This is a genomic window from Hoeflea sp. AS60 (assembly GCF_038900115.1).
Classification (GTDB): Bacteria; Pseudomonadota; Alphaproteobacteria; order Rhizobiales; family Rhizobiaceae; genus Hoeflea.
In genome coordinates this window covers 1,628,113-1,641,552 of record NZ_JBBMQP010000001.1, presented here as the reverse complement: position 1 = coordinate 1,641,552, position 13,440 = coordinate 1,628,113, and the positions used below count along the sequence as shown (strand labels likewise).

At 59.2% G+C, this 13,440-nt stretch carries 13 protein-coding genes and 1 pseudogene; 8 read left to right on the top strand and 6 right to left on the bottom strand.

The features are described 5' to 3' along the window. The first annotated feature begins 33 nt into the window (after positions 1 to 33). The 3 genes from zwf to edd all read left to right on the top strand — a co-directional run bounded on the left by zwf (position 34) and on the right by edd (position 4,124). Positions 34 to 1,509, top strand: a complete 1,476-nt coding sequence (zwf, locus tag WNZ14_RS07615) for a glucose-6-phosphate dehydrogenase (protein ID WP_342867972.1) — start codon at positions 34 to 36, stop codon at positions 1,507 to 1,509. Further along, on the top strand, positions 1,496 to 2,218 hold the full coding sequence (pgl, locus tag WNZ14_RS07610; RefSeq protein ID WP_342867971.1) for a 6-phosphogluconolactonase: 723 nt from the start codon (positions 1,496 to 1,498) through the stop codon (positions 2,216 to 2,218). Before zwf ends, pgl begins: the two co-directional genes overlap by 14 nt. Positions 2,219 to 2,306: 88 nt before the next feature. Continuing rightward, complete coding sequence (gene edd, locus WNZ14_RS07605; protein WP_342867970.1) at positions 2,307 to 4,124, top strand: phosphogluconate dehydratase; 1,818 nt, start codon at positions 2,307 to 2,309, stop codon at positions 4,122 to 4,124. Positions 4,125 to 4,156: 32 nt separating this feature from the next. Here edd and WNZ14_RS07600 read toward each other — a convergent pair whose 3' ends face one another. After that, entirely contained in the window at positions 4,157 to 4,558 is a 402-nt protein-coding gene (locus WNZ14_RS07600) for a hypothetical protein (protein WP_342867969.1), read from the bottom strand. An 843-nt stretch (positions 4,559 to 5,401) separates the two neighbouring features. Here WNZ14_RS07600 and WNZ14_RS07595 point away from each other — a divergent pair. The 3 genes from WNZ14_RS07595 (at position 5,402) to WNZ14_RS07585 (ending at position 6,403) form a co-directional block, all read left to right on the top strand. After that, positions 5,402 to 5,659: a hypothetical protein gene (locus WNZ14_RS07595; RefSeq protein WP_342867966.1), complete on the top strand. Its 258-nt coding sequence runs from the start codon at positions 5,402 to 5,404 to the stop codon at positions 5,657 to 5,659. Between the two features lie 121 nt (positions 5,660 to 5,780). Then, on the top strand, positions 5,781 to 6,038 hold the full coding sequence (locus WNZ14_RS07590; protein WP_342867968.1) for a hypothetical protein: 258 nt from the start codon (positions 5,781 to 5,783) through the stop codon (positions 6,036 to 6,038). A 122-nt stretch (positions 6,039 to 6,160) separates the two neighbouring features. After that, complete coding sequence (locus WNZ14_RS07585; protein WP_342867967.1) at positions 6,161 to 6,403, top strand: hypothetical protein; 243 nt, start codon at positions 6,161 to 6,163, stop codon at positions 6,401 to 6,403. Positions 6,404 to 6,573: 170 nt separating this feature from the next. Here WNZ14_RS07585 and WNZ14_RS07580 read toward each other — a convergent pair. Further along, positions 6,574 to 6,768, bottom strand: a pseudogene (locus tag WNZ14_RS07580) (TOBE domain-containing protein); the annotation flags it as partial. 606 nt (positions 6,769 to 7,374) lie between these two features. On the opposite strand from WNZ14_RS07580, the gene WNZ14_RS07575 reads away from it, so the two are divergent. Next, positions 7,375 to 7,632: a hypothetical protein gene (locus WNZ14_RS07575; RefSeq protein ID WP_342867966.1), complete on the top strand. Its 258-nt coding sequence runs from the start codon at positions 7,375 to 7,377 to the stop codon at positions 7,630 to 7,632. A gap of 121 nt (positions 7,633 to 7,753) precedes the next feature. Next, positions 7,754 to 8,011 carry a hypothetical protein gene (locus WNZ14_RS07570; RefSeq protein WP_342867965.1) on the top strand — a complete coding sequence of 86 codons (258 nt, stop codon included), beginning with the start codon at positions 7,754 to 7,756 and terminating at the stop codon, positions 8,009 to 8,011. A gap of 169 nt (positions 8,012 to 8,180) precedes the next feature. Here the strand turns inward: WNZ14_RS07570 and ugpC are convergent, their stop codons facing one another. The 4 genes from ugpC to WNZ14_RS07550 are packed head-to-tail and all read right to left on the bottom strand — an operon-like array spanning position 8,181 to position 13,384. After that, positions 8,181 to 9,269, bottom strand: coding sequence for a sn-glycerol-3-phosphate ABC transporter ATP-binding protein UgpC (ugpC, locus tag WNZ14_RS07565; protein WP_342867964.1), 1,089 nt, complete (start codon positions 9,267 to 9,269; stop codon positions 8,181 to 8,183). A gap of 32 nt (positions 9,270 to 9,301) precedes the next feature. Beyond that, positions 9,302 to 10,978 (bottom strand): alpha-glucosidase, encoded by a 1,677-nt coding sequence (locus tag WNZ14_RS07560; protein ID WP_342867963.1) that lies wholly within the window; start codon positions 10,976 to 10,978, stop codon positions 9,302 to 9,304. A 10-nt stretch (positions 10,979 to 10,988) separates the two neighbouring features. Next, positions 10,989 to 12,131, bottom strand: a complete 1,143-nt coding sequence (locus WNZ14_RS07555; protein ID WP_342867962.1) for a carbohydrate ABC transporter permease — start codon at positions 12,129 to 12,131, stop codon at positions 10,989 to 10,991. 11 nt (positions 12,132 to 12,142) lie between these two features. Then, positions 12,143 to 13,384 carry a sugar ABC transporter permease gene (locus WNZ14_RS07550; RefSeq protein WP_342867961.1) on the bottom strand — a complete coding sequence of 414 codons (1,242 nt, stop codon included), beginning with the start codon at positions 13,382 to 13,384 and terminating at the stop codon, positions 12,143 to 12,145. Positions 13,385 to 13,440: the final 56 nt, after the last annotated feature.

The following is a 13,440-nucleotide window of genomic DNA, read 5'->3' as shown; positions in this document are numbered from 1 at the left end:
AGAAAGGCACCGTTGATGGACAGGATGCCACCCATGAGCCAGATCATTATTCCGGTCGACCCGTTTGACTACGTTGTCTTCGGCGGCACCGGGGACCTTGCCGAGCGCAAGCTGTTGCCGGCGCTGTACCATCGGCAGATTGCCGGGCAGTTGACCGATCCGACGCGGATCATCGGGGCATCGCGCTCGGAGATGGATCATGACGCCTACCGGAATTTTGCCCGCGATGCGCTGAGAGAACACCTCAAGAAGGATGAATACCAGGACGACGAGGTGGAGAAATTCCTCTCGCGGCTGTTTTATGTCGCCGTCGACGCGAAATCGGAAAAGGGCTGGTCTGATCTCAAGAATATTCTCGAGGAAGGCAATGACCGGGTCCGGGCGTTCTATCTGGCCGTCGGGCCGGCGCTGTTTGGCGACATTTCCGAGCGCATTCGGTCAACCGGGCTGATTACCAAGCAGACCCGCATCGTGGTGGAAAAGCCGATCGGTCGCGATCTTCAATCAGCCGAGGCGCTGAACAGAACCATCGGCGAAGTGTTCGAAGAAGAACAGATTTACCGTATCGACCATTATCTGGGCAAGGAAACGGTTCAGAACCTGATGGCACTAAGGTTTGCCAATGCGCTGTATGAGCCATTGTGGAATTCGGCCCATATCGACCATGTGCAGATCACGGTGGCGGAATCTGTGGGGCTTGAAGGCCGCGCTGGCTATTATGACAAGGCGGGCGCGCTGAGGGACATGGTGCAGAACCATATTGCGCAACTGTTGTGCCTTGTCGCCATGGAGCCGCCGGCATCGATGGATGCCGAAGCAGTGCGCGACGAGAAGCTGAAAGTCCTGCGCTCGCTCAAGCCGATCACTGAAGCCAATGCCGACACCGTGACAGTGCGCGGCCAGTACAAGGCCGGCGCTTCGGCAGGCGGTGCCGTGAAGGGTTATCTCGAGGAGCTCGAGGGCGGCGTGTCCAACACCGAGACCTTTGTCGCCATCAAGGCCGAAATCAACAACTGGCGCTGGGCCGGGGTGCCGTTCTACTTGAGGACCGGCAAGCGGCTGAGCGAGCGAATTTCGGAAATCGTGGTGGCCTTCAAGCCGATCCCGCATTCGATTTTCGGTTCCACTGCAGGGCGGATCACAGCCAACAAGCTGGTGATGCGGCTGCAGCCCGACGAGGGCGTGAAGCAGTGGATCATGATCAAGGATCCAGGTCCGGGCGGCATGCGGCTGAGGCATGTGTCGCTCGACATGAGCTTTGCCGACCGTTTCGACGAGCGCAATCCGGATGCCTATGAACGTCTGCTGCTTGACGTGATCCGCTGCAACCAGACCCTGTTCATGCGCCGCGACGAGGTGGAAGCTGCCTGGCACTGGGTTGACCCTATCCTGACGGCCTGGGCGGAGTCCGGCCAGCAGGTGCAGCCCTATACGGCAGGCACCTGGGGCCCGAGCCAGGCGATCGCGCTGATTGAACGCGATGGCAGGACCTGGCATGAAACAGACTGAGATGGTTGATAACAACATCAGGCAATCGACCTTCGAAAGCGGCGCTGAACTGGCCGAGGGGCTGGCTGATGCCGTGGCGGGTGCTCTGACCGTGGCTATAGCAGCCAGAGGGACCGCGACACTGGCGGTTTCGGGCGGCAACACGCCAAAGGGGTTCTTCGCTGCCTTATCGAGACGCGCGACCAGCTGGGACAAGGTGACCGTGACGCTGGTGGATGAACGCATGGTGCCGCCGGCGCATGAGCGGTCGAACCATCGTCTTGCGAGTCTCTATCTGTTGCAGAACCGCGCGGCGGAAGCCGGCTTCGTGCCGCTCTACTCTGCAAGCGGCGACGCCGAGGCGGTGGCTGAAGCTGCGTCAGACAAGATCGACGCGCTGGCGCTGCCATTTGATGTGGTGGTGCTGGGCATGGGAACCGACGGGCACACGGCCTCGTTCTTCCCCGGCGGGTCGACGCTGGGCGCGGTGACCGATCCCGCATGTCGCCAAAGCGTGATGACAATCGAAGCACCGGGTGCGGGCGAGCCCCGCCTGACACTGACGCTGCCGCGGATTGTGGAAGCAGGCATGATCGTGCTCCATATAGAAGGAGACGAGAAGAAGACGGTGCTGGCAAAAGCGCTCGGCGCCGGGCCGGAAGCAGAGATGCCGGTGCGCTCCGTGTTGCGTCACGCCCGGAAGCCGGTCGAGATTTACTGGGCGCCCTGACGCCCGGGCCAGCGCTTGATCCGATCAGGCGCCCAAGTGAGCCAAGGGCCACGCGCCCTCACACACTATAGAGAGAAGGATGCCAGCCATGACTGTCGATCCCCGTATTGCAGCTGTCACAGCCCGTATCGTCGAACGTTCGAAACCAAGCCGCGAGCTCTATCTCGGCCGCCTGCGCGAAATGGCGACAAAGGGACCGTTCCGCTCGACCCTCTCCTGCGGCAATCTTGCGCACGGATTTGCTGCCTGCGGCCCGAACGACAAGGCGGATCTTGCCGGCGACGTGGTGCCCAATCTCGGCATCATCACTTCTTACAATGACATGCTCTCGGCGCATCAGCCGTTCGAAACCTATCCGGAGCTGATCCGACAGGCTGCGCGCGACGCTGGCGGCGTGGCGCAGGTGGCGGGCTCTGTGCCGGCGATGTGTGACGGGGTCACCCAAGGCCAGCCGGGCATGGAGCTGTCGCTGTTCTCGCGCGACGTGATCGCCATGGCGGCTGCCGTCGGGCTGTCGCACAACATGTTTGATGCGGCAGTCTATCTCGGCGTCTGCGACAAGATCGTGCCAGGGCTGCTGATCGCGGCGCTCAGCTTCGGGCATCTGCCGGCGGTATTCATTCCTGCCGGGCCGATGACCACGGGCCTCTCCAATAACGAGAAGGTGCGGATCCGCCAGCTCTACGCCGAAGGCAAGGTGGGCCGCGACGAACTGCTCGCGGCCGAGTCGCAATCCTATCACGGGCCGGGCACCTGCACGTTTTACGGCACCGCCAATTCCAACCAGATGCTGATGGAAATCATGGGCCTGCACATGCCCGGCGCGTCGTTCATCAATCCGGGCACACCGCTCAGGGATGCGCTGACGACGGAAGCCACGAAACGGGCGCTTGCGATCACCGCACTTGGCAACGAATTCACGCCGGTGGGCGAAATGATCGACGAGCGCTCGGTGGTGAACGGCGTCATCGGGCTGCATGCCACGGGCGGATCGACCAATCACACGCTGCATCTTGTGGCGATGGCGCGGGCGGCAGGCATCAGGCTGACATGGGAAGATATTTCGGAGCTGTCGGACGCGGTGCCGCTTCTCGCCCGGGTCTATCCGAACGGGCCTGCGGATGTGAACCATTTCAATTCCGCCGGCGGTCTGGGTTTCATGATCGATCAGCTGCTCTCGGTCGGACTGCTGCATGAGGATGTACGCACTGTCTGGGGCAAGGGCCTTTCGTCCTATGCGGTGGAAGCCAAGCTCGGCGAAAACGGCACAGTGGTGCGTGAACCGATATCCAAGGTCAGCGGTGATGCGAAGGTGGTGACCACGGCCGACAAGCCGTTTCAGGCAAATGGCGGCCTGAAGATGCTGACCGGCAATCTGGGCAAGGGCGTGATCAAGATTTCCGCGGTCAAGCCGGAACGCCATGTGGTCGAAGCGCCGGCGCGGGTGTTTGACACCCAGTCCGGGCTGCAGGATGCGTTCAAGGCCGGAGAGCTGACCGGTGATTTTGTTGCCGTAGTGCGCTTTCAGGGACCAAAGGCCAACGGCATGCCCGAATTGCACAAGCTGGTCCCGGCGCTCGGCGTGCTGCAGGACCGTGGCCAGGCCGTTGCGCTGGTCACAGACGGACGCATGTCGGGGGCTTCAGGCAAGGTGCCTGCCGCCATCCACGTGACGCCGGAGGCCAAGGATGGCGGGCCGATCAGCCGTATCCACGACGGCGACATGATCCGTGTCGATGCGGTGGCGGGATCGCTTGAGGTTCTTGTGCCGGCCGAGGAATTTGCGAGCCGCGAACCGGCGACTGCCGACCTCAGCCACAATGAATGGGGCCTGGGCCGGGAATTGTTCGCCCGTTTCCGCGAAAGCGCCGGCACCGCCGATGAGGGTGCCAGCGTTCTGTTTTAATAGCGGCAGCTTTAAAGCTGCACGAAGCGACCTTACCAGGAACGCACGTCCATGACGTGGTCACGATGGTTGGGGTGGGCGCTGAAGACGAAAATGCGGTGCATTTCCTTTTCCGTGACCTGGCGCAGGAACCTGACCTCGACGGTGTTGTTGCCGTAGGTACGCGTCAGCACGCAGCCAATGTTGGAAATCCGCGCCTCGGGAATATCAAGGCAAAATTCCTGCGGAATCTTGTACTGGGTAAGAATGCCGAGAACGGCGCTGGCTGGCGAAATACCGAGCAGCTGGCAGCGGCGCGAGGCCAGATGCATGACGCCCTTCTCTGTGTACTCGATCCGAGCCTCGTTCATTGTTTCTTCCATCTTGTACCTGACCTCACGGTCGTACATGAAGGATTCTTCTCTCTGCAGGTAGTTTGTCCCCGGAGCACCCATGGCACGTTCTCCTTGTTAGCCTTTTGGTGATATGAAGCCATGCTAGCAAACGAAGATTAACGGACGATGATCGCATCGCGCCGTAACCCTTTGAAAAGTTTTGATTAGTTATTTCTAAATCAGAAAATCTGATGGCTCCTGCCGGCAATCGCTGTCACCGAACCCCGAAACATCGGGACCAAACACCAAGGTTTGTCGGGCTTTCGGCGAGATCCGCGGGAGTGCCGCGGTCCGGTCAGCAAGCGCCAGGCTCGAGAACCTAGGCGATTGCCTGCACACAGATCCAATCAAGCGAAAGATTTGACATACCTGATCTCGCGAACGCGGAAAGATCTACCGCGCGCACGTCCTGCGTACTCAACCAAGCCGGCGAAGCTGGCTCAAAAACTCGAATTTTAATCACATCCGGTCGTGGCTGATCACGCGTTTCGTGATCGGTCGTGAGAACAGGGGGCTCTGGCGTCATCGGGGCAGGCGAGGTGCAATTCGGGGCGGATTTTCTTGCTCTCTGCAAACCCCGGGTTTGCGGGGTTTTGCGGTTATCAATAGCGCCGAATTGTGAACGGTGCATGACAGCTGCGGTTGACGCGAGATTGGCCGTTTCAGGCTCATATATCACCTAACACGTTGTTATTACGCAGTTTAAAAAGTTTCATCCGTTTTTTCGACCAGCAAACTCACGTCTTTTGCCGGCTCAGATCACATCCATGTGTTTCGCAAGTCATCCGGGAAAGGCCCATTTCTAGGTCATCGAAACGGCGCGGCCCGGACAACAGATCGACACCCGATCACCCCGCCCACCGGCTCCGACCAAATTGAACCTGATAGATAAGGAATACGACCATGAACAAGACAATCATCGCACTCAGCCTGGCACTTGCAGCTTCCGCCGGTTCTTTCGTTTCTGCAGCTTCGGCTGAAGACGCTTTCCAGATTGCTCCGCTGACCAACCAGCCGCAGTTCGTTGCAGGCGTCGTCACCGACCTTGATGCCAACAAGGGCATCGTGGCTGATCGCGGCACTGTCGACTACACCGCGACCGCATCGTTCGACCGCAACCCGATGTCCGAACAGAAGCGCGAGTTTCTCTACGGCCACTAATACCACGGCAACCGGATGAAGCCGGGCACCTCCAGCCGGCTTCATCCTGCCCCGACCTTGCGAAGCTCGAGCGGTCAACCAGCCGCACGCTTCAAACCCAAATTGAAAAAGGAATACGACCATGAACAAGACAATCATCGCACTCAGCCTGGCACTCGCAGCTTCCGCCGGCTCGTTCGTTTCTGCAGCTTCTGCTGAAGATGCCTTCCAGATCACCCCGTCGACCAGCCAGCCGCTGTTCGTTGCAGGCGTCGTCACTGATCTCGATGCCAACAAGGGCCTTGAAGCTCAGCGCGGCACTGTTGATTACACCGCAACCGCCTCGATCGACAGCAACCCGATGTCCGAACAGAAGCGCGAGTTTCTTTACGGCCACTGATATCCCGGCAGCGGGATGAAGCCGGGCTCCTCCCAGCCGGCTTCATCCTGCCCCGACCTTGCGAAGCTTGAGCGGTCAACCAGCCGCACGCTTCAAACCCAAATTGAAAAAGGAATACGACCATGAACAAGACAATCATCGCACTCAGCCTGGCACTCGCAGCTTCTGCCGGTTCTTTCGTTTCTGCAGCTTCCGCTGAAGACGCGTTCCAGATCACCCCATCGACCAGCCAGCCGCTGTTCGTTGCAGGCGTCGTCACTGATCTGAATGCTGGCGTCGATTACACCGCGACCGCTTCGGTCAATGGCGCATCGAACGCTCCGGTTCGCATTGCCGACGAGAACTCGCTGCAGCTCAGCTACTAATAGCTGACGACAGGATGAAGCCGGGCTCCTCCCAACCGGTTTCATCCTCTCCGAGACCCCCGCAGATGCGACGGCTCAGACGCCCCCCATCCGATGCCTGAGCGTTCTGCACAAAGCCTCGTCCGAAAGGACGGGGCTTTTTTGTATTCACTGGATTCTACGCCCTGATCTCAGCGGCGGTAGGTGTTGCCGTCCACATCAAACAGATGCAGCTTGGACTTGTCGGCGGTAAACCGCAGCCTGTCGCCGCGCTTGACCTTCTGGTGGCCCGGCATCCTGGCGATGATCGGTTCGTCCTCAGTCAGGTCGTTCACGTAGAGCAGCGTGACTTCGCCAAGAGCCTCGACAATCGACACCGTACCTTCCGTCTCGATACCGGATGCCCGCTCTGTGTTTTGCCCTGCCCTGCCTGCAACACCCAGGACGTTATCAGGACTCCTCTTGCAGCACCCGAGAACCGCCGCTTGTGGACCATCTCAGGCCACGAACCAAGGCGGTAAAGTTAAACCGGAAACTCGAATTTTAATCACATCCGGCCCTGGCTGATCACGCGTTTCGTGATCGGTCGTGAGAACCGGGGGCTCTGGCGTCGTGGGGTGGGCCGAGGCGCAATTCGGGGCGGATTTTCTTGCTCTCTGCAAACCCCGGGTTTGCGGGGTTTTGCCATCATCAATAGCGCCGAATTGTGAACGGTGCATGACAGCTGTGGTTGACGCAAGATTGGCCGTTTCAGGCTCACATATCGCCTAACACGTTGATATTAAGCAGTTTAAAAAGTTTCATCCGTTTTTCCGACCAGCAAATGCACGTCTTTTGCCGGCTTCGTTCACATCCATGTGTTTCGCAAGTCATCCGGGAAAGGCCCATTTCTAGGTCATCGAAACGGCGCGGCCCGGACAACAGATCGACACCCGATCACCCCCGCCCACCGGTTCCGACCAAATTGAACCTGATAGATAAGGAATACGACCATGAACAAGACAATCATCGCACTCAGCCTGGCACTTGCAGCTTCTGCCGGTTCTTTCGTTTCTGCAGCTTCTGCTGAAGATGCCTTCCAGATTGCTCCGCTGACCAACCAGCCGCAGTTTGTTGCCGGCGTCGTCACTGATCTCGATGCCAACAAGGGCATCGTAGCTGATCGTGGCACTGTCGATTACACCGCGACCGCCTCGTTCGACCGCAACCCGATGTCCGAGCAGAAGCGCGAGTTTCTCTACGGCCACTAATACCCCGGTGACGGGATGAAGCCGGGCTCCTCCAGCCGGCCTTATCCTATCCTGACCTTGCGAAGCTTGAGCGGTCAATCGACCGCACGCTTCAAACCCAAATTGGAAAAGGACTACGACCATGAACAAGACAATCATCGCACTCAGCCTGGCACTCGCAGCTTCCGCCGGTTCTTTCGTCTCTGCAGCTTCGGCTGAAGACGCGTTCCAGATCACCCCATCGACCAGCCAGCCGCTGTTCGTTGCCGGCGTCGTCACTGATCTCGATGCCAACAAGGGCATCGTAGCTGATCGTGGCACTGTCGACTACACCGCAACCGCCTCGTTCGACCGCAACCCGATGTCCGAACAGAAGCGCGAGTTTCTCTACGGCCACTGATACCCCGGCAACCGGATGAAGCCGGGCACCTCCCAACCGGCTTGATCCTCTCCGAGACCCCCGCAGACGCAAGGGCTCAGAGCCCCCCATCCGAAGCCTGAGCGTTCTGCGCAAAGCCCCGTCCGAAAGGACGGGGCTTTTTTTGTTGAGGAGTCCGTGTGCCGCGTGCTCAGCGGCGGTAGGTGTTGCCGTCCGCATCAAACAGATGCAGCTTGGACTTGTCGGCGGTAAACCGCAGCCGGTCGCCGCGCTTGACCTTCTGGTGGCCCGGCATCTTGGCGATGATCGGTTCGTCCTCGGTCAGGTCATTCACGTAGAGCAGCGTGACTTCGCCAAGAGCCTCGACAATCGACACCGTACCTTCAAACAGGAAGTCATCACCGGTGGTGGCCACCAGATCCTCTGGCCGGACGCCAAAGGAGGCCTTCTTGCCCTTGTCGCTGTCGGGAACCGCAATGCCGGTGTCGACCGACTTATCGGCCGCGAATGTGATGGTGGCGCTTGCGCCGGTCGTTTCGATCGTGCCGGGGATAATGTTCATTGCCGGTGACCCGATGAACTGGGCGACGAACAGGTTCTGCGGCCGGTCATAGAGTTCCATCGGCGGACCAACCTGCTCGATAACGCCTTTGGACAGCACAACGATGCGGTCGGCCAGCGTCATTGCCTCGACCTGGTCGTGGGTGACATAGATCATGGTCGTGTCGGGCATGGATTCGTTGAGCTTGGCAATCTCGATGCGCGTTGCGACCCGCAGTGCTGCGTCGAGGTTGGACAGCGGCTCGTCGAACAGAAAGACCTTCGGATCACGGCAGATGGCGCGACCGATGGCGACGCGTTGGCGTTGCCCGCCCGACAGCGCCTTGGGCAGACGATCAAGATAGTCTTCAAGCTGCAGGATTGCGGCAGCGGAACGAACCCGCTTATCGATTTCATCATTGCTCTGCCCGGCGATGCGCAGGCCGAAGGCCATGTTGTCGTAGACCGTCATATGCGGATAGAGCGCATAGGACTGGAACACCATGGCGATGCCACGCTTGGATGGCGGCACGTCATTGACCACCATGCCGTCGATTTCCAGCGTTCCGGCGGTGATCTGCTCAAGCCCGGCTATCATGCGCAGCAGGGTGGATTTTCCACAGCCCGAAGGACCGACAAAGACAATGAACTCGCCTTGGTCGATTTCGAGGTCGACGCCATGAATTACCTTGACGGCACCGTAGGACTTCTTGAGGCCCTTAAGTTTCAAACCGGCCATGTTTTTATCTCCCCGTCACGCCTGATATGGCTTCACCCGAGCCTTCCGAAGAAAGCATCGTATGGTGGTATTTCAATTGTCTCCGGCCGCAGGAAGCCCGAGAATCCATGGCCATCCAGCGATTCGATGATCCCTTCAGGGCGGGAGATGACCTGCATCTCCTCGCTCAGGTTGAACGCGCAGAAAATGGACTCATTTCCGTCGCGTCTGATCATCGACAACACCTGATCACCGGAATCGTGGAACTCGAGACTGCCCCTGATCAACGGCTTGTGCGCGTGACGGAAGGCCAGCAGCCTGCGGTAATGATTGAGCATCGAGGCCTGGACATTGTCCTGCGCATCGACGGCGAGCTGGCGATGTTCCGGCGGAACCGGCAGCCAGGGCTGGCCAATGGTAAAGCCGGCCGATTGTTCATGCTCGGACCAGACCATCGGGGTGCGGCAGCCGTCGCGGCCCTTGAAATCCGGCCAGAACTGGATGCCGTAGGGATCCTGCAGATCCTCGAACGCCAGATCGGCTTCGGTCAACCCCAGCTCCTCCCCCTGATACAGGCAGATCGAGCCCCTGAGCGATATGATCAGACCGGCAAGCAGCCGCAGATAATGATTGAGATCGTGGACATTGCTGCGCCAGCGGGTGGCGTGGCGGACAACATCATGGTTGGAGAACGCCCAGCAAGCCCAGCCCTCGGGTGCTGCGGTCATGAAATCTGTCAGGACCTTGCGGACGCGGGGGACCGTGAGTTTCTCGTTGGCAAGAAACTCGAACGCATAGCACATGTGCATCTTGTCGTTGCCAGAGGTGTAGTCGGCCACGATCTGCAGCCCGATCTGGGCGTCGCCGACTTCACCGACGGCGGTGGTTCCTGGATACTCGTCGAGCAGAGCCCGGAAACGGCGCAGAAATTCGAGGTTTTCCGGGCGGTTCTTGTCATAGACATGAAGCTGGTGATTGTAGGGATTGACCGCAGGCGCGATGGAATCGTTGCGGAGTTCCTTGGCCAGAGGCGGATTGTCGCGCAATTCCATGTCGTGGAAATAGAAATTGATGGTGTCGAGGCGAAAGCCGTCAACGCCGCGATCGAGCCAGAAGCGCACCACATCGAGCAGCGCCGCCTGAACTTCCTGATTGTGCAGGTTCAGGTCCGGCTGCGAGGTGAGGAAATTATGCATGAAATACTGTTCACGCTTGCCATCCCACTGCCAGGCCGAGCCGCCGAAAATCGACAGCCAGTTGTTGGGCGGCGTGCCGTCGGGCTTGGGTTCGGCCCAGATATACCAGTCCGATTTCGGGTTTTCCCGGTCGGCCCGGCTCTCGACAAACCAGGGATGCTGATCGGAGGAGTGCGACATCACCAGATCAATGACGATCCTGATGCCGTGGTCGTGGGCGACCTTGACCAGGTAATCGAAATCACCAAGCGTGCCGAACATCGGATCGACATTGGTGTAGTCCGACACGTCATAGCCGAAATCCTTCATCGGCGAGGTGAAGAACGGCGAAATCCAGATCGCATCGACACCGAGCGAGGCGATGTAGCCAATCCGCTCGGCAATGCCGATCAGATCGCCAATGCCGTCACCGCTGGTGTCCTGATAGGAGCGCGGATAGACCTGATAGATCACGCAGCCGCGCCACCAATCCGCGTCATTTGTCATCTCGATGCCGGTTTGCAGCCGCTTTCCGGCAAGAGTCATGGTTTTCATAAAAGCCTCGTTATTTCACAGAGCCGGCCAGAAGGCCGCGCACGAGATATTTCTGCATGGCGAAGAAGACCACCAGCGGCACCGCGATCGATACGAAAGCGGAGGTCGCCAGGATCTCCCAGTTGCCACCGCGGGTGCCGAGCAGTTCAACGATCTGCTTGGTCATGACGGTGGTTTCACCGGTCGAATCGATAAGAAAGACGAGCGCGACCAAAAGATCGTTCCAGGTCCAGAGGAACTGGAAGATGGCAAATGAAGCCAGCGCCGGAAACGATAAGGGCAAGATGATCTTGACGAAGATCTGGAAATCGGTGGCGCCGTCAACCCGTGCGTTTTCGATGATATCACGCGGCAGGCCGACCATGTAGTTGCGCAACAGATAGATTGCCAATGGCAGGCCAAACCCGGTGTGGGCCAGCCAGACGCCGAGATAGCCCTTGCCGATGCCGATGTCATTGTGGAGCCTGAGGAGCGGGATCAGCGCCAGTTGCAGCGGCACCACCAAGAGCCCGACGACGGCCGCGATCAGCAGAGAGCGGCCGGGAAAGCGCATCCATGCCAGTGCGTAAGCTGCAAAGGCGGCAATCACGATGGGAATGATGGTGGCCGGGATGGTGACGGTCAGCGTGTTGAAGAAGGCCTTGGCCATGCCTTCCCGGTTGTCCGGATCAAACAGCACGAACTGATAGTTCTGAAGCGTGAATTCCGGTGGCCTTGTGGCCGTGGTGAACACACGCGGCAGGCGACTGTCGCCAAAGCTCTGCGGAGCGGACAGGCGGAATTCGCCATCTATCGCGACGGTCAGGACCTCACCATCACCGAGATCCACGACATCACCTGGCACATAGGCCTCGGGCGCCTGCGAACTTGTGCCCCATTTGCTGATGCTGACCTCACCGGCCTCGAACAGGTTACCGGCGATGACGAATTCGCCATCGACCTGCATCTCCTTGCCTTCGATCCGGATCGCCGGTGCCTGGCGTTCCTGAGTGAACAGGGCTTTCCACCAGCCGGTGTTGGCAATCTGGTCTGCGGTGCGAAAGGAAGACACGAACAGGCCCACGGTGGGGAACATCCAGAGTGCTACAAGCGCCACGACCGAGATGTGAACGGCCCAGGTGAGAGGCGATTTCTTCGATGATCTTGATTGCATCGTCGTCTCCCTCAGCGTGTTTCTTTGCGGGCGTTGTAAACGTTCCAGACCAGGATCGGCGTGACCAGCAGCATGATGATCATCGCGCTTGCCGAGCCGACGCCCCAGTCATTGGCCCGGAACAACTTGTCGAACATGTAATTTGCCAGAACCTGGGTTTCCCATTGACCGTTGGTCATGGCGTAGACGATGTCAAACACCTTGAGCACGACGATGGTGATGGTGGTCCAGACCACAACGATGGTGCTCATGATCTGCGGCACCTTGATCTTGAAAAAGATCTGGAACGGATTGGCACCGTCAATGACCGCCGCCTCGATGGTTTCTTCGGGAATGCCGCGAAGAGCAGCGGACAGGATGACCATGGCAAAGCCAGTCTGGATCCAGATCAGCACCACCATCAGGAAGATCGAGTTCCAGAACGGGATGGTGAGCCACGTCTGCGGTTCGCCGTAAGGCAGCGTGGCGGATACCAGCGAGACAATCGCAGCCAATGATATCCAGATCATCCAGGCGGCTGCGATGGTGGCCAGGCCGCGCAAGACCAGCCCCCACCAATGGGACTTGCCGTGGCCCTTTTCAGCGCCAAGCACCGGACGAAGCGTCTGATAGATGGCGAAGGCCATCAGGGCGGCGAAGGCTGCAATCAGCAGGACCGGAATGACCTTAATCGCAATGACCGAGAAAATCCCGCCGTCAAAGTTCAGCCATACGGCATTGAGAACGCCGATCTGATCCTGATCGGCAGGCCGTGTGTCATAGACGAGTTTCCAGATCACCGCCGCACCGACAAAGGAGATCGCCATCGGCATGAAAATCAGCGACTTGGCGATGCCGCCCCAGGAGATGCGGTCGGTCAGCTGGGCTGCAAGCAGGCCGAAGCCGGTCGAGAACGCGGGCACGATCACCAGCCAGAGCATGTTGTTGCGCATGGCTTCCCAGAATTTCGGCTCGCTGAACATCTGGGCATAATTGTCGAAGCCGACAAAGGCGCCGCCAGCGTCGCGATCGGTCAGCGAAAGCCACAGGGTGGCGAAGACCGGATAGGCGAGATAGAGGCCGAGCGCGAAAAGTGCGGGAAACAGAAACAGCCAGGGCCGTATCTGATTTGCCCGGTTGATGTTGCGTCCGGCGTTCTTGCCGCTCGCGGGGAAGAGAACCCTGTCGAGGAACTGATTGGAAAAATAGAAGTAACCCACGCATCCGCCAACACCGACGATGATCGTGATCAAGCCCTGAAGTGCCGGGTGCATCCTTCTCTCCCAAAAGGCAGTGCGGGTGAAGATCCCGGCAGGACGCCGGAACCTTC

What these genes read in the sequence shown, in the direction of transcription:
- edd (WP_342867970.1), top strand. Translation starts at nt 2,307, where the DNA reads ATGACTGTCGATCCCCGTATTGCAGCTGTCACAGCCCGTATCGTCGAA.
- WNZ14_RS07560 (WP_342867963.1), bottom strand. Translation starts at nt 10,978, where the DNA reads ATGAAAACCATGACTCTTGCCGGAAAGCGGCTGCAAACCGGCATCGAG.
- WNZ14_RS07570 (WP_342867965.1), top strand. Translation starts at nt 7,754, where the DNA reads ATGAACAAGACAATCATCGCACTCAGCCTGGCACTCGCAGCTTCCGCC.
- WNZ14_RS07595 (WP_342867966.1), top strand. Translation starts at nt 5,402, where the DNA reads ATGAACAAGACAATCATCGCACTCAGCCTGGCACTTGCAGCTTCCGCC.
- ugpC (WP_342867964.1), bottom strand. Translation starts at nt 9,269, where the DNA reads ATGGCCGGTTTGAAACTTAAGGGCCTCAAGAAGTCCTACGGTGCCGTC.
- WNZ14_RS07600 (WP_342867969.1), bottom strand. Translation starts at nt 4,558, where the DNA reads ATGGGTGCTCCGGGGACAAACTACCTGCAGAGAGAAGAATCCTTCATG.
- pgl (WP_342867971.1), top strand. Translation starts at nt 1,496, where the DNA reads ATGAAACAGACTGAGATGGTTGATAACAACATCAGGCAATCGACCTTC.
- WNZ14_RS07555 (WP_342867962.1), bottom strand. Translation starts at nt 12,131, where the DNA reads ATGCAATCAAGATCATCGAAGAAATCGCCTCTCACCTGGGCCGTTCAC.
- WNZ14_RS07585 (WP_342867967.1), top strand. Translation starts at nt 6,161, where the DNA reads ATGAACAAGACAATCATCGCACTCAGCCTGGCACTCGCAGCTTCTGCC.
- zwf (WP_342867972.1), top strand. Translation starts at nt 34, where the DNA reads ATGAGCCAGATCATTATTCCGGTCGACCCGTTTGACTACGTTGTCTTC.
- WNZ14_RS07550 (WP_342867961.1), bottom strand. Translation starts at nt 13,384, where the DNA reads ATGCACCCGGCACTTCAGGGCTTGATCACGATCATCGTCGGTGTTGGC.
- WNZ14_RS07590 (WP_342867968.1), top strand. Translation starts at nt 5,781, where the DNA reads ATGAACAAGACAATCATCGCACTCAGCCTGGCACTCGCAGCTTCCGCC.
- WNZ14_RS07575 (WP_342867966.1), top strand. Translation starts at nt 7,375, where the DNA reads ATGAACAAGACAATCATCGCACTCAGCCTGGCACTTGCAGCTTCTGCC.